13 protein-coding genes are annotated in these 14,766 nt (G+C 71.8%); 12 read left to right on the plus strand and 1 reads right to left on the minus strand.

Annotated elements, in window-relative coordinates:
- Positions 1 to 254 precede the first annotated feature (254 nt).
- From HCK04_RS14605 to HCK04_RS14650, 10 genes are all read left to right on the plus strand, one after another.
- Positions 255 to 1,028, plus strand: coding sequence for a Fic family protein (locus HCK04_RS14605; RefSeq protein WP_142647886.1), 774 nt, complete (start codon positions 255 to 257; stop codon positions 1,026 to 1,028).
- A gap of 1,062 nt (positions 1,029 to 2,090) precedes the next feature.
- Positions 2,091 to 3,278 carry a septum site-determining protein Ssd gene (ssd, locus tag HCK04_RS14610; protein ID WP_142647887.1) on the plus strand — a complete coding sequence of 396 codons (1,188 nt, stop codon included), beginning with the start codon at positions 2,091 to 2,093 and terminating at the stop codon, positions 3,276 to 3,278.
- A 14-nt stretch (positions 3,279 to 3,292) separates the two neighbouring features.
- Positions 3,293 to 4,483: a TadA family conjugal transfer-associated ATPase gene (locus tag HCK04_RS14615; protein ID WP_346776135.1), complete on the plus strand. Its 1,191-nt coding sequence runs from the start codon at positions 3,293 to 3,295 to the stop codon at positions 4,481 to 4,483.
- Entirely contained in the window at positions 4,480 to 5,220 is a 741-nt protein-coding gene (locus tag HCK04_RS14620; RefSeq protein ID WP_142647889.1) for a type II secretion system F family protein, read from the plus strand. Before HCK04_RS14615 ends, HCK04_RS14620 begins: the two co-directional genes overlap by 4 nt.
- Positions 5,221 to 5,262: 42 nt before the next feature.
- On the plus strand, positions 5,263 to 6,018 hold the full coding sequence (locus HCK04_RS14625) for a type II secretion system F family protein (RefSeq protein ID WP_240971433.1): 756 nt from the start codon (positions 5,263 to 5,265) through the stop codon (positions 6,016 to 6,018).
- Positions 6,019 to 6,722: 704 nt separating this feature from the next.
- Complete coding sequence (locus tag HCK04_RS14630) at positions 6,723 to 6,983, plus strand: DUF4244 domain-containing protein (protein ID WP_142647890.1); 261 nt, start codon at positions 6,723 to 6,725, stop codon at positions 6,981 to 6,983.
- Between the two features lie 11 nt (positions 6,984 to 6,994).
- Positions 6,995 to 7,954, plus strand: a complete 960-nt coding sequence (locus HCK04_RS44195) for a TadE family type IV pilus minor pilin (protein ID WP_142647891.1) — start codon at positions 6,995 to 6,997, stop codon at positions 7,952 to 7,954.
- On the plus strand, positions 7,951 to 8,340 hold the full coding sequence (locus HCK04_RS14640) for an Rv3654c family TadE-like protein (RefSeq protein WP_168065946.1): 390 nt from the start codon (positions 7,951 to 7,953) through the stop codon (positions 8,338 to 8,340). Before HCK04_RS44195 ends, HCK04_RS14640 begins: the two co-directional genes overlap by 4 nt.
- 178 nt (positions 8,341 to 8,518) lie before the next feature.
- The gene (locus tag HCK04_RS14645) at positions 8,519 to 8,770 is read left to right on the plus strand and encodes a hypothetical protein (protein WP_142647893.1); all 252 of its coding nucleotides are present in this window, start codon (positions 8,519 to 8,521) and stop codon (positions 8,768 to 8,770) included.
- Positions 8,771 to 8,980: 210 nt separating this feature from the next.
- Entirely contained in the window at positions 8,981 to 10,879 is a 1,899-nt protein-coding gene (locus HCK04_RS14650; protein WP_142647894.1) for a hypothetical protein, read from the plus strand.
- A gap of 284 nt (positions 10,880 to 11,163) precedes the next feature.
- Here the strand turns inward: HCK04_RS14650 and HCK04_RS42385 are convergent, their stop codons facing one another.
- The gene (locus HCK04_RS42385) at positions 11,164 to 13,560 is read right to left on the minus strand and encodes a DEAD/DEAH box helicase (protein WP_260617262.1); all 2,397 of its coding nucleotides are present in this window, start codon (positions 13,558 to 13,560) and stop codon (positions 11,164 to 11,166) included.
- 403 nt (positions 13,561 to 13,963) lie between these two features.
- Here HCK04_RS42385 and HCK04_RS14660 point away from each other — a divergent pair, with 403 nt between their 5' ends.
- The gene (locus HCK04_RS14660) at positions 13,964 to 14,314 is read left to right on the plus strand and encodes an STAS domain-containing protein (RefSeq protein WP_030506779.1); all 351 of its coding nucleotides are present in this window, start codon (positions 13,964 to 13,966) and stop codon (positions 14,312 to 14,314) included.
- A 19-nt stretch (positions 14,315 to 14,333) separates the two neighbouring features.
- Entirely contained in the window at positions 14,334 to 14,762 is a 429-nt protein-coding gene (locus tag HCK04_RS14665; RefSeq protein WP_142647896.1) for an ATP-binding protein, read from the plus strand.
- The last annotated feature ends 4 nt before the right edge of the window (positions 14,763 to 14,766 follow it).

Here is a 14,766-nt window from a genome sequence, read left to right on the forward strand (position 1 = left end):
TCCTTCGTAGCTTCTAAAAGGTTGTCTCTCGTTCGGCCGCCTCGGCCAAGCTGGGGTATGTCGTGTCCCACTTCACCAGGCGAGCGGTGTGAAGTACAAGTAATCGGGGTGGGGGCGTTTTGTCTGGTTACCGCCTATAACCTGCCAACTTATCGATAGGCGACAAACTGGCCGAGACCGGCGTCGCCTTCGTGCGCTGAACGGCCGCACCTCTTCGGCGAACGACCCCCTACCGGCGGGTATGGTCGGAGGCTGTGAGCGATCCCCTGGCCGTGATCGCCGGGCTGCCCGGCGTGCCCGAGGCCGTACAGGAGGCACGAGAGGCCGTCGACCGGCTCTACCGGCACCGGGTGCTGCGCCGGCGCGGACCCGAGGTGTCGGCCGAGTCGGCGCTGCGTGGCGCGCGCGCCTCCGCCGCGATCGAGGGCGTCGACGTGCCGCTGGAGCCGCTGCGCATGGGCGAGGTGACCGATCCCGTCGTACAGGGTGCGCTGCGTGCCTCGGCCGAGCTCGGCCGGCTGGCCCCCACGTGGCGTTCGGCGCCGCGGCAGGTCCTCGCCCGGCTGCACGCGCTGGCGGCGGCGGGGCTGACCGCCGACCCCGGCAGGCCCAGGACCGCGCCCACGACCGCAGATCCGCTCGGGCTCGGCCCGGCGCCCGGGCCGGAGGAGACCGCGGCCCGCATGTCGGCACTCGCCGGGCTGGTCACGAATTCCACCGCGCCCGCTCTCGTGCTCGCCGCGATCGTGCACGCGGAGCTGGTGGTGCTGCGCCCGTTCGGCGTGGCCGACGGCCTGGTCGCCCGCGCCGCCGAGCGGCTCACGCTGGTGGAACTCGGCCTCGATCCCAAGTCGCTCGCCGTGGTGGAGGTGGGCCACGCCGACCTCGGCGACGCGTACGCCGAGGGCCTCAGGGCCTATCTCAAGGGCACGGGGGAGGGCGTCGGCACCTGGGTGAGGCACTGCGCCTCGGCGGTCGTCCACGGCGTCCGCGAGACGACGGCGATCTGCGAGGCCATGTCCCGCTGATCCGCCCCTGTCCCGTACGGCCGCCGCGTACGGCGGGCACATGGCGGGCCGCGTGGCCGACACGGCGCGGTGGGTGTTCGCGGCGGTGATGGCGCGGTGCCGGGTTCGCGGTTGTGGCGGTGCAGTGGGCGGCTGCTGGAGGCGGCGGTTCACCGCTGGTGTCGCGAGGCCGCTTGGGGCACGGTAGGCGTTCGCAGCGGTGCTGAGGCAGTGCCTGGTTCGTGGTCGCGGCGGTGCGGGGGGCGGCTGCTGGACCGGTGCTGCGTCGGGGCCTCGCCCTGGCGTACGGGGGTCGTGATGCGCACGCGGTGCGGACAAAGCGGACGGCGTCCCTGGTGTGGAACGCCGTCGCCGGTACGTGTCACCGGGCTACCAAGCGTGCACCTGATCTGTCGGAGCGGGTCAAGCCCGTCTCGACACGCCTCCCGCGGCTGGTCGCGCGTGGGTACCCGATGTCGTACACGAACCCGCAGGTCCGTAATCCCTTTTTACGTCCGTTTCCCCGGGATGGAAACCCCTAGGTCCAAGAGCTTTACGCGTCACCTTGGTCATTCCTGTATTTCTGTCCACATTCATACCGTTTGTCGCATACGAAGGGGTGAACGGTGACTCCTTGTGGCCGGTCCCCACACGCGTTGCGACCGCACCTGTCGACCTGACGCGCTGACTGTGGGAAAAATTTTTACTCAGACCGGCGAGGACCTCGACGTACCTCTCGTGATCAGGCAGCATACGGTGTGTCTCCATCCGGAATGACGTGGCTTGAGGGGGTTCGAACCCTTGCCATGTCCTGGTTACTTGTTTAAAGCTTTCTTGTAATACGGGACCGGCTCTACCCCCCAGAGCCGGACCGCAAGGCGACCCCCGCTCTCCCCCCCGGCGGGGGTCGCCCTTTTTCTCGACCCCGTCCATGGTCTATAGCGGACGACCCGAACTGCCCCGGTCCTGTCCACAGGCCGGGCTTCGTCCACAGAACGGCGTTCGCTCGCCCGGGCCGGTCGCGGCCTCTCGCATCGTGGTCCTCCCAACCGCCGAGTCGTCCCGGACGACAGGGAGACGCCGATGCCACGCCCACTGGCCATAACCGACGATCAGGAACTTCTCGACGATCTGCTCCGCATCGCCGCCGCCGCGGGCGTCGAACTCGACGTCGCCCACGCGGCCGCCCAGGCCCGCCCGCACTGGATGAGGGCCCCGCTGGTCGTGGTCGGTGGCGACCTGGCCGACGATCTCGCCGCCACGGGTCCGCCACCCCGGCAGAACGTGGTGGTCGTGACGCGGGCGGCCGACGACCCCGACATGTGGCGCAGATGCGTCGCGGTCGGGGCGCACACCGTGCTGGAGCTGCCCGAGGCCGAACGGCTTCTCGTGGAGGAGTTCGGCGACGCCGCCGAGCCCGTGACCAGGGCCGGCACGGTCTTGTGCGTCGTGGGAGGGAAGGGCGGAGCCGGTGCCACAGTCCTCGCGTCCTCCCTCGCGCTGACGGCGTCCCGCGGCGGGCTGCGCACACTCCTCGTCGACGCCGACCCGCTCGGCGGCGGCGTCGACGTGCTGCTCGGTCAGGAGGAGGCCCAGGGTGCCCGCTGGCCCGACGTCGTCGGGAGGGAAGGCAGGGTGAGCTTCGCCGCCCTTCAGGAGGCGCTGCCCACCTTCGGGGAGCTCACGGTGTTGTCGGCGCATCGCGGTGAGCCGGTGCGCATACCCCGGGAGGCGATGCGTGTCGTGCTCGACGCCGCGCAGCGCGGCTGCGACCTGATCGTGGTCGATTTGCCCCGCAATCTCGGCGAAGGCGAGGCCGAGGCGCTCGCCCGGGCCGCCGCGACGATCGTCGTCGTTCCCGCGGACCTGCGCGGAGCGCTCGCGGCGGCTCAGACGGTGACGCTGCTCCGGCCGGGGACCGGCGACCTGCGCCTGGTGATGCGCGCCGGGGCGCTCGATCCCGAGGTCGTCGCGGCCTCTCTGTCCGTCCCGTGCGTCGGTGTGCTCCCGGAGGTGCGCGGGCTCGTGGAGACGCTCGATCGGGGAGATCCGCCGCCGCTGCGCCGCTCTCCGCTGGGCCGCTTCTGCGCCGAACTGCTCGACTCCCTCCTCGCCGGGTCTTCCTCACCCGACCCGGCCGACCCAGCCGACCGGGCCGACCGGGCCGACAGGGCCGACAGGGCCGAGCGGACCGGCCGGGTCCGCCGAAGTGACCGGAGCCATCGGACCGACCAGAGCGGTCGGCCGTTCACCGGGGCGGGCGGCTCATGACCCGTGAAGACCCCGTGACCGTTCCCGGAGTCGCCGCCGATCTCGTTGAGGCGGTGCGCGTACGGCTCTCGCAGACCGGTGCCGCCCCCACCGCGGCCCAGGTGGCGGCGGCCCTGCGCGCGGAGCGGGCCGTGCTCGGCGACGCCGAGGTCCTCGCCGTCGCCCGAACGCTGCGCGCTCATCTCATCGGCGCGGGCCCGCTCGAAGCCCTGCTGGCCGAGCCGGGTGTCACGGACATCCTGGTCAACGGGCCGCGCGAGGTGTGGGTGGACGACGGGGACGGCCTGCGCAGGACGAGCGTGACGTTTCCGGGAGACGACGAGGTCCGCAGGCTCGCCCAGCGCCTGGCCGCGGCTGCCGGACGCCGTCTCGACGACGCGTGCCCTTATGTGGACGCCCGGCTCGCGGGCGGCGTGCGCCTGCATGCGGTGCTCCCGCCGATCGCGGCCGAGGGAACCTGCCTGTCCCTGCGGCTGCCGTCACGGCGGGCGTTCACGGTGGAAGAACTCGCCGCGGAGGGCGGAGCCGCCGTGCTCCGCGCGATCATGGCGGCCCGGCTGGCATTCCTGGTCACGGGCGGCACCGGCACAGGAAAAACAACGATGTTGAGCGCCATGCTCTCACTCGCCGGCCCGGCGGAGCGTCTGCTGCTGGTCGAGGACTCCGCCGAGCTGCAGCCCGTGCACCCGCACGTCGTACGGCTGGAGGCACGACCGCCGAACCTGGAAGGCGCGGGCGGGGTCGGGCTGCGCGATCTCGTACGGCAGGCCCTCCGGATGCGGCCCGATCGCCTCGTCGTGGGCGAGGTGCGAGGAGCCGAGGTTGTCGATCTCCTTGCCGCCCTCAACACGGGCCACGAGGGAGGCTGCGGCACGCTGCACGCGAACAACGCCGCCGACGTGCCCGCGAGGCTGGAGGCTCTGGCCTGTGCGGCCGGGCTGTCGCGGGAGGCGGTGCACAGTCAGATCGCCGCCGCGCTCGATCTCGTCATCCACCTCGCGCGGGAGGCCGGGGGAGGCCGCCGCCGCGTCGCCGAGATCTGCGTGCTCGAACGCGGCCCGTCCGGCCTGGTGACCGCGGCTCCGGCCCTGACCTTCGATCCGGACGGCCGGGCACGCCGGGGCCCGTCTTTCGAGACGTTGCGCGCACGCTGCCCGTCCTTCGAGGCGGTGGGAGCGCGCTGCCCGGCCTCGTGGCCGTCATGACGCCGCCGGGCGGGCTGGTCCCGGCACTGGTCGCGATGCTCGCCGCCGCCCTCGCCGCCTGGGAGTGGACCGGGCCGGACGCCGGGACGACACGGCTGACGTCGCTCACACGGAGACGGCGGCCAAGGGATATGCGCGGGTTCTGGACCGCGCTCACCCGCCGCCCACGGCCGGGGGCGACGGCGGCGGCCTGGCGCGCGGCGTCCATCGAGCTGTGCCAGAGCCTGGCAGCCGAGCTGTCGGCGGGCAGGACTCCGGGAGACGCCCTCGCGCGGGCGGTCTCCTCGGTCGACCCACCCGACCCGGCGGCGCTCGCCCCGGTGGTCGCCGCCGCCCGGGACGGCGGGGATGTCGCCCAGGCGCTGCTGAACGCCGCTCCCGCCCGCGGCGGCGAGGGCCTGGCCCGGCTGGCCGCGTGCTGGCGGGTGAGCGTGGCCGTGGGCGGAGGCCTTACCGCACTGGTGGAACGGGTGTGCGCGTCTCTTCGGGAAGCACAGGCTCATCGGGAGGAGGTCGCCGCCCAGCTTTCCGGCCCCCGGGCGACCGCCCGGATGCTGGCGGGCCTGCCCGTGCTCGGCCTGCTGATGGCCGCCGGGCTCGGCATGGATCCGCTGGCGTTCCTGTTCGGCGGCCCGGCGGGGTTCGTCTGCCTGGCCGTGGGGCTCGCCCTCGACGCCGCCGGCGTCTGGTGGACCCACAGGCTCGTCACCCGGGCGGAGGAGCTGACGCTGCCGTGAACGACGGCCCCGCACGGTTGTCTGCTGAGGAGGGAGCGGGACATGATCGCTGTACTGGCCGGGCTCCTGACCACGCTGGCCATGCTGACGTGGCCGGTTGCCCGTTCGCCGGCGGCGCGGCTGAACTCCATCGTTTCGACGGCGGCGTCGGAGACGCCGGTAAGGGGGTCACCAGGCCCCGGGTCGATGAGCGAGAGCGCGGCACGCCGGGGGATGGCCGTCGCGGCGCCCGTGGGGGTCGCGCTGTTCCTGTTTCTCGGCGGCCTGATGGGGGCGTGCGCGGGGACGGTGGCGGCCATCGGCCTGTTCGTCGCCGTCCGCAGGCGGGAGCCGGCCGAGGTCAGGCGCCGCAGAGAGCGCATGGGGGCCGACCTTCCGTTCGCCGTCGATTTGATCGTCGCCTGTCTCCGGGCGGGACAGCCGATGAGCGGGGCCGTCGAGACGACCGCCGTCGCGATCGCGGGCCCGGTGGGCGAGCGCCTCTCGTGGGTGGGGGCTCAGATGCGCCTGGGCGCGCCTCCCGAGGAGGCGTGGGCCGCGCTGTCCGATGAGCCGGCGCTCGGGGCTCTGGCCAGAACGATGATCAGGGCCGCCCAGAGCGGCGCGCCGGTCGCCGACGTCCTCACCCGGCTCGCCGACGATGCCCGGCGTACGGCTCAGGCGACGGCGTCGGCCGCGGCGCGGAGGGTGGGCGTCCATGCCGTCGCGCCGCTCGGGCTCTGCTTCCTGCCGGCCTTCGTCTTCCTGGGGATCGTCCCCATGGTCGCGGGCCTGGCGGGCCAGATCCTCCTGCCGTGAGCGACAGGCCGGTTCCTCCTCCTGTGAACAAGGGGCAGAGCTCCTGCCGTGAACAGCCTGTGGACAACCTCATCCACACCTGTGGACAGCGAGCGGAGCAAATGACCCAAGAGCTCACCATTCGCTAGTCGTCTCTCCACATGCGGGGGTGCTGTCGTTGTGGACAACTACGGCTGCGGCGTTCTTGTCCACAGAACCGTGCTCGGTCCGAATTCGGCCATGCGCGATCCCGCAGTCTGGCCCCAGCACGGGCGGAGTGGCCGCCCCGAGCGGGATCAGGAGGACCGATGAGCAAGCACGCGGTGACCGGCCGGAGGAGCCAGACGGGCACGACCCTCCGGCGGCGAGACAGTGGCGCTGTGGGCCGTCACAGGGCGCGGCCGGCACGATGGGCGGTGCTCGTGCGCTCCGCACGAAGGGCACTGCTCGGCCGCTCCGGGCCCACATCCGCGTTCAGTCGCCCCGGGCGCACGCCCGCGCTCAGGCGCGTCGTCCGCTCTGGGCGCACGTTCCTGTCCACCCGCTTCAGCCGCACGTCCGCGTTCACCCGCTTCGGCTGCCCCGGGCGCATATCCGCGCTCACGGGCGTCGTCTCGGCGCGTATGTCCGTGCTCACCAGCTTGGGCCGGTCCGGACGTACGTCCCTGTTCACAGGCTTCGGCCGTTGGGCGGGATTCGGCCGGCTCCGGAACGCCGTGCGAGCGATGGGCGGCGTCTCGCGGAGGTCGTACGCCGCGCTGCGGCGATCGGTCGCCACGGCCTCGCGCCGTGCTCGGGAGCTGTCCGTTCAGTGGGCGGTGCAGGCCCGGACGAGGGCCGACGCGGGCATGTCCACGGCGGAGTACGCCGTCGGCACGATAGCCGCCTGCGGGTTCGCCGCACTGCTCTGGAAGGTGGTCACCAGTGCCGAGGTGAGGTCGATGCTCGCCGCGCTCATCCAGAAGGCGCTGAAGCTGGCCGCCTGAGTCTTCCGGCGATGCGCTGCTGTGCGTGGCTGCCGCGACGCCGTGTGGCGGACGTGCGGCTCTGGCGGAGGCTCCGGCGGGATCGTTGGGCGACTCGGCCTGGGTCGCGGAGGCTTCGTAGCGCAGCCAGAGGGTCGGTGACGGCGGAGACCGCTGTCGCGCTTCCGGCCCTCGTGCTGGTGCTGACCGCCGCACTGTGGGTGGTGGCGATCGTGGGCGCGCAACTGCGATGTGTCGACGCGGCCCGGGCCGGCGCACGGGCGGCGGCGCGCGGAGAGGTGGCCGAAGAGGTGCGCGAGGCAGTCCTGCGACTGGCTCCGGAGGGCGCCACGGTGACGATTCGCGTGGGGGCGGACACCACCCGGGTCGAGGTCGTGGCGACCGTCCGGCCGCCTTTCAGGACGCCGCTCCCGCCGGCTCGCCTCCGGGCCGCCGCCGTCTCGAGCACCGAACCCGGCGTTCTTCCGCCGCTGTCCGCGCCCGCGCGGGTGACCCGGTCTCCGGGCTTCCGGGAAGACCTGGCCGCTCCGAGACCAGGCGCGACCGACCAGGCATGCGCGACCGACCAGGCGCGACCGACCAGGCATGCGCGGCTGACGGGGCGAACGCGGATGACGAAGCGGCGGCGAAGCCACAAGAACGCAGCCGAGAGCGGCCCTGAGTCCGCAGGAACCGACTCAAGGATCGGCTCACCATGCACTCGGCGCGAATACAAGACCACGTGGCCCCAGACACGGAGGCCCAGACACGGAGGCCCAGACACGGAGGCACGGACCCGGAGGCACGGACCCGGAGGCCCGGACATGGGGCCCGGACATGGAGACCTGGACATGGAGCCCTGGCATGAAGACCTGGACACGAGGCCCGGACACGAGGCCCGGACATGGGGGGCTCGGACCCGGAGGCCCGGACTCGGACGATCTGGCATTGGGCCGACCTGGAGGATCGCGGATAGCGGGGCATGTGGATGAGCAGATCGCAGGCATGCAGGGGTCCGGCGAGCTTCGGGCGGGAACGCGGCTCGGCGACCATCTGGACGATCGCCCTCATGATCTTCGTCTGGGCGGCGGCGATGGTCGTCGTCCAGGTGGGCGTCGCTCGGGTCGCGCGACACCGAGCGCAGAGCGCCGCCGACCTCAGCGCGCTCGGGGCCGCTCGCGTGGCGCTGGCCGTGCCGGACGAGGCGTGTCATCGAGCGGAAGCGATCACGGTCGCCAACGGCGCGGTGCTGCGGTCGTGCTCGCTGTCGGGTGGTGTCGCCGAGATCGTGGTGACCATGCGGTTCGTGGTCCCCCTCCTCGGTTCCGCGACGGCCACCGCCTCCGCATCCGCCGGTCCGGTCGGTGCCCCGGCATGAGTCGGTGCCCCGGCATGCGAAGACCGGCCCGGTGGGCGGATCAGCGTGCGGCGAAGAACAAGACTGCTCTCTCCCGGAGATCCGCTCTCTCCCGGAGATCCGCTCTCTCCCGGAGATTCGCCCTAGGTTCGGCAGCCATGGCGGGCGAAAGGAGTGCACGGTGACGGAGCTCTGGGAGATGGCGGCGAGCGACCTGGCCGAGCTCGTCAGGGGCGGGGAGGTGTCGTGCCGCGAGGCGATCGAGGCCCATCTGCGACGCATCGAGGCGGTGAACCCACGGGTGAACGCGGTGGCGGTGCCGATCGCCGAACGCGGCGGGTTTCCACAGGCGGTGCAGATCATCGGTCCCCGATTCCGAAAGGATCTCTGCCTCGCGGCGGTGGCCGCCATCGAAGCCGCGGTCCCGCCGCTGACACCCGTTGAGCCGTGATGAGGCCTTATCGGCCGGTCAGGCGCGCCCTGGCACAGAGCGCATCTGGATCTTCCGCATCTGGGGCTGCTTCTGTCGCAATAGAATCACGACTTCTTAGACACAAGGTCCAAGAGCGGACGGCTGGCGTAAAGTGCCGCGTACTCTCAGTCGCCGTTCGTGTTCGGCCGATGCAGCCGGGGCGGACGGTTCTGTACGAAGGGATGCGTCGTGACCAGGGTTCGCAGGCTGGGCACAACGGCGTTGATCGGTCTGGCGGCTCTGACGTGCACGCCGATGATCGGTGCCGCACCCGCGAACGCGGCCGACGCCGAGATCCTGTCTCCCGCGGACGGGGAGGTCGTCAAGTCGTCCGGCGCGGTGGCCGTGTCCGCGAAGACGGACTGGTACCAGATCAGCATGGCCCTGTACGTCGAGGGACCGTCCATATCCCGGCAGAAGATCGCTTCGGGTGGCGCGAACCAGACGATCAGCGGAGCCTTCGACCCTGGCAACGCCCCCAACGGCACGTTCACGGTCAGTCTGTTCGGCGAGGTCACGCACAAGACCTACGCCACCTCGACCTTTGTGCTCAGCCGCCCGCCGGAGGCTCCCGCCGGGGTCGAGGCGCAGCTCAAGAATCCTTCGACAGTCCTGGTCCGCTGGGCGAAGGGCGCCGAGCCGGATCTCCAGTCGTACGAGATCGCCTCGGTCAAGGCCGGTAAGTCCGGCTCCGTTTCCGCCGACTCCGCCTGCTCCGGTTCGATCTGTCAGACGAGCATGGCGCTTCCGGCCGGCCTGGGCGGGCAGAAGGTGGACGTCTCCGTCCGTGCGTACCGATCGGACGGCACAGGCGGCACCGTCGCCTCTCAGCGCTCCTCGGCCGCGTACGTGACCATTCCCGCTCCGAAGGCGTCCCCGAGCCCCTCGCCGAAGCCGTCGAAGAAGCCGGTCCAGTCGGCGGCCAGGCCACCCGCCGTCCACACTCCGAAGACGCATCAGTCCGCCGCCGTGCCGAACCCGGAACCGGCACTGCCCAAGGACACCAAGCTGCCGAAGCTCACGCTGCCGGAGGCGAACGGCGGCAGTGACCAGACCGAGCCGGTGGTCGTCCCGGAGAAGGCCGACGACCCGAAGATGACGGCTCAGTCGTCTTTCCTGCCGCTCGGCGGGCTGAGCTTCGGCGTGTACGTCGCCCTCGCCGTCGTCCTGCTCCTCACAGGCGCGAACCTGGGCGCCTGGCTGCGGCGCAAGGGCCTGACGAGTGACAGCGCGGGCGCGGGACGATCCGGCGGTCCGGAGCCGCGGCCGCTGACAGGACAGACGGGCGCCTCACCTGAGGCCGCCATGGTGGCGAGTGGCGCGGCCGCGTTGAGTGCCGGCGCCACGGCGAAGGCCCGGGGGAAGGCGCCCCTGCGACGTCCCTCCGTCATCCTGGCCAGGCCGAAGGCCCGCGAGAGTCTCCCGGAGACGGAGGCCGACACCGAGACCCACTTGGACGCCGTCTCCTCGACGACCGAGGACACCGACACCATCCCGGCCGCAGATGCCGGCACGGACACCAACCCTGACGCGGGCGCGGACACCATCCCGGGCGCAAGCGTCGGTGTGGACACCATCCCTGGCTCAGGCGTCGGCACGGGCGCCAACCCTGGCGCGGGCGCAGGGACGGGCACTTTGCCGGGCTCTGGCTCAGGCGTCGGCACGGGCGCCAACTCTGGCGCGGGCGCAGGGACGGGCACTTTGCCGGGCTCTGGCGCAGGCGTCGGCACGGGCACCTACCCCGGCACGGGCACCTACCCCGGCCCTGGCACAGGCGTCGGCGCGGGCGCAGGGACGGGCACCCACTCCGGTCCTGGCTCAGGTGTCGGCGCGGATGCCGATCCTGACGCGGGCACGGACACGGGCACGGGCACGGACCAGGAGACCACGACCTTCGGTCAGGAACCGGCGCCCGCTCTCGACCGGCCGGACCGGCAGGAGCCGCCGCCGGTGATACCGGCGCCGGTGGTGCCCGCGGGTGCGGCGATCAACGGCCAGATGCTGGAACGGCCTCTCCGCCAGCCCGAGCCGGACATCTGGACGGAGGACGACGACCACCTCTACTCCGGCCGTCGGCGCGATCTCTGACGGCCGCATCGTCCCGGCACCTCCGCCGCCCGCCCGCCTATGAGGCGAGCCGATCCGCCTGCCAGGGGCGGCGGCCCGCCGTGTCTCCGTGCGCCGTGATCAGGGGTCAGAAGGCGGATCCCTCGGACATGTGCCTCCGGTGCGCGTCGGCCGCCTCCGCCGTTGATCGCCTCGTGGGGGGCCGTGCTGGGAGGGCCCGCCTGCGGGGGCAGGCCGCTCCGCTCCCCGGAGGGCCTGCCTGTCTGTTCGGTCCCGTCCGTGGTCTGCCGTGTTGTGCGCCGTAATCAGGTGGCCAGGAGGATGTCGAGGAGGCGGATCGCTCCGGCCTTGTCGAGCGGCTCGTTGCCGTTGCCGCACTTGGGGGACTGGATGCAGGACGGGCAGCCGCGCTCGCACTCGCATGAGGCGATCGCCTCCCGTGTCGCCGTCAGCCAGTCGGACGCCCGGGCGTACCCGCGCTCGGCGAAGCCCGCGCCACCGTCGTGGCCGTCGTAGACGAAGACGGTGAGCAGGCCGGTGTCGGGGTGGAGCTCGGTGGATACGCCGCCGATGTCCCAGCGGTCGCAGGTCGCGAAGAGCGGCAGCAGGCCGATCGAGGCGTGCTCGGCCGCGTGCGCCGCCCCGCCGAGATCGACCGCTTCTCCAGGCTTGACGAGGTCGGCGAGCGCGGGCGTGGGCAGGGTCCACCAGACCGCGCGTGTGCAGAGCGTACGCGGCGGCAGGTCGAGTGGCTCCTCGCCGAGGACCTCCCCGGTCTGCGTGCGCCGCTTGAGGTACGAGACGACCTGGCGGGTGACCTCCACCGAGCCGAAGTGCAGGGTGCCGGGCCCGAAGGGCCGCGACCGCAGCGACTCCATCACCCGGATGTCGGTGACGTCCCGCGCGAAGGTCGTGTAGTCCGGGTCGGCGGCGGTGACCAGGGCGACCCCCGCCTCCAGGTCGAGCACGTCGACCACGAACGTCTCGCTCTGGTGCAGGTAGACGGCCCCGGCATGGACCATGGTGTGCGCCGACGGCTCGTCGACCGTGCCCAGCAGACGGCCGGTGGACGCCTCCACGACCTGTACGGGAGCGCCGCCCGAGCCGCGGATATCCGCCAGATCGGCGGCGTGGTCCCGGCTCGTCCAGAACCACCCCGTGGGGCGCCTGCGCAGCAGCCCCTGCTCCACGAGATCGTCGAGCACGCCCCGCGCCGCCGGGCCGAAGGTCTTCAGGTCGTCCTCGGTCAGCGGGATCTCCGCGGCGGCCGCGCACAGGTGAGGCGCCAGCACGTACGGATTGTCGGGATCGAGGACGATGGCCTCCACGGGCTGCCCGAACACCGCCTCCGGATGATGGACGATGTAGGTGTCGAGCGGATCGTCACGCGCGATCAGTACGGCCAGCGCGTCCTGGCCCGCACGCCCGGCCCGGCCCGCCTGCTGCCACAAGGAGGCACGGGTGCCGGGCCACCCGGCGATGAGGACCGCGTCGAGCCCCGAGACGTCGACGCCGAGCTCGAGAGCGTTGGTGGTGGCCAGGCCGGTCAGCTCGCCCGAACGCAGGGCCTTTTCGAGCACGCGCCGATCGTCGGCCAGGTAGCCCGCCCGGTAGGCCGCCACCCGGTCGGCCAGCCGCACTCTATGGTCGGTCCCGCGGCCCGCGCCGGTCTCAGCCGTTTCATGGGAGGTCTCGGCGGTGTCGGAGGTCTTGGTGCCCTGGGGGGTCTCGGCGGCCACGGAGGAGGGCCGCTCCCGCCCGCCGCCGATCTCGCCGAAGGGCCGGCTCGCGTCGCGTGCCCCGCCGGCGCCTGAGGCGTCGCCCCGAGCCGTGCCGTCGCCCGCGCCGTCGCCGAAGGCCTGGCCCGCGCCGCCCGAAACGCTGCCGAAGGGCCGGCCCGCGTCGCTCATCTCTTCCGGCAGGCCCTCTCCGTACTCCCCGTACGGCTGGGGCTCGGCGTCGAGGAGGGCCTCGACCTCCTCAAGAGTGCGGCGGGCGGTGAGGGCGACGGCCTCGGCGGCGCGGCGGGAGCGGACGAACGCGAGCGTGCGGACGTCCTCGATCACGAGGTCCGCCAGGAGATCGGCCGCCTCGGCCGTGGCCGTACGGCGGACGGGAGCGCCGCTTTCCCCGCGTAAATCGGTCAGAGGCGGCTCCCACAGGGCGAAGGTGGTCGAACCCCGGGGAGAGGCGTCCGTGGTCACCTCGGCCATCTCAAGCCCGGTGAGGCGCATTCCCGCGGCGGCGGGGTCGCTCGCGGTGGCCGACGCCAGCAGGAACACGGGAGAAGAACCGTATCGGGCGGCGACCCGGCGCAGCCGGCGCAGGATCTGGGCGACGTGGGAGCCGAAGACGCCCCGGTAGCCGTGGCACTCGTCCACGACCACCAGCCGCAGCCGCCGCCAGAACGACGACCAGGACGAGTGCCGGGGCAGAATCGACCTGTGCAGCATGTCCGGGTTGGTCAGCACGTAGTTGGCGTTCTGACGGACCCACCGGCGTTCCTCTGGCGGCGTGTCGCCGTCGTACGTCGCCGCGCGCACCTGCGTCAGCCGCAGCTTGCGCAGGGCTCTGAGCTGGTCGGCGGCGAGTGCCTTGGTCGGGGTGAGATAAAGCACGGTGCCACCGGCGAAGATGTCCGCGACGGCCGGCACCAGGTAGGCCAGCGATTTTCCGGACGCGGTTCCTGTGGCAATGATCACGTTTTGGCCACGTTTAACCAGCTCGGCGGCTATAAGCTGGTGTTCCCACAGGCCAGAGACACCTTGCAGGCGAAGGCGCGAGACCAGCAGCTCAGGAGCCCATTCCGGCCATCTCGCCTCACCTGCCTGACGTGCTGGAACATGCTCCACATGAGTGACGCGTCCCCGGCGTGCGGGAACCGCGAGCAGACGGGTGAGAAGGTCGCCTGTTCGGGCAGAGGACGAAGAAGTCGGAGTCACTGGTTTCCAGTTTGGCATCTGCGGGGAGAGTCGCCCGGAGTCGTGATTTCGTATAGACACGGAGTCGTAGCGTGGTTGAATGCCGCGCATCGGGTCGTGCCTCTGGACTACCAGGATGCATGACCTGTATCGAGACCTACGCAAGTAAGGCGCTGGAGGATCTGTGGATCTGAAGTTGGACCACCATTCCGAGGACAATCTCACCATCGTCGATGTCGAGGGTGAGATCGACGTCTACACCGCGCCCAGACTGCGTGAGCTGCTGATCGACCTGGTCAACAAGGGCAACTTCCACCTGCTCGTGAACATGGAGAAGGTGGACTTCCTCGACTCGACCGGTCTTGGCGTGCTGGTCGGCGGCCTCAAGCGGGTGCGGGCGCACGACGGTTCCCTGGAGCTCGTCTGCACGCAGGAGCGCATCCTGAAGATCTTCCGCATCACCGGCTTGACGAAGGTCTTCGGGATCTACGCCTCGGTCGAGGAGGCCAAGGAAGCCCACGGCCGGGACAAGTGACGGCCGAGGACTCAGCAACATGGCCACCGTCGAGCTGACGTTCAGCGCTCTGCCCGCCCACGTGCGTACGGCCCGGTTGGTCGCCACGGCCATCGCCCGCCGCACGGGAGTGGCCGAGGCGATCCTGGACGAGGTGCGGCTCGCCGTCGGGGAGGCGTGCTCGCGGGCTGTGGAGGCGCACCGCCTCCACTGCCCGGGGGAGCCGGTACGCATCGAGTTACGCGATGACGCGGGGCGCTTCGAGGTGACGGTCACGGACGCCGCCCCCAGCGAGGACGTGACGCCCCAGGTGCTGGAGGCGAACGGCAGCCTCATGCCCGAGATCGACAATCTGGGCATCGCGGTCATCGCGGGACTTGCCGACGACGTCGAGGTGCTCCCCGGGCCGAAGGGCATGCGCATCCGCATGAGCTGGCCCGCGTCGTCCCCCGGCATCGCCGCCCCCTGACCGG

The organism is Microbispora sp. CL1-1 (genome assembly GCF_012034195.1).
Taxonomy (GTDB): domain Bacteria; phylum Actinomycetota; class Actinomycetes; order Streptosporangiales; family Streptosporangiaceae; genus Microbispora.

Excerpts from the sequence above, each read along its gene's own strand:
- HCK04_RS14630 (WP_142647890.1), top strand. The coding sequence starts at position 6,723 with ATGGGCGGCGTCTCGCGGAGGTCGTACGCCGCGCTGCGGCGATCGGTC.
- HCK04_RS44195 (WP_142647891.1), top strand. The coding sequence starts at position 6,995 with ATGCGCTGCTGTGCGTGGCTGCCGCGACGCCGTGTGGCGGACGTGCGG.
- ssd (WP_142647887.1), top strand. The coding sequence starts at position 2,091 with ATGCCACGCCCACTGGCCATAACCGACGATCAGGAACTTCTCGACGAT.
- HCK04_RS14645 (WP_142647893.1), top strand. The coding sequence starts at position 8,519 with ATGGCGGCGAGCGACCTGGCCGAGCTCGTCAGGGGCGGGGAGGTGTCG.
- HCK04_RS14625 (WP_240971433.1), top strand. The coding sequence starts at position 5,263 with ATGATCGCTGTACTGGCCGGGCTCCTGACCACGCTGGCCATGCTGACG.
- HCK04_RS14665 (WP_142647896.1), top strand. The coding sequence starts at position 14,334 with ATGGCCACCGTCGAGCTGACGTTCAGCGCTCTGCCCGCCCACGTGCGT.
- HCK04_RS14620 (WP_142647889.1), top strand. The coding sequence starts at position 4,480 with ATGACGCCGCCGGGCGGGCTGGTCCCGGCACTGGTCGCGATGCTCGCC.
- HCK04_RS14640 (WP_168065946.1), top strand. The coding sequence starts at position 7,951 with ATGAGCAGATCGCAGGCATGCAGGGGTCCGGCGAGCTTCGGGCGGGAA.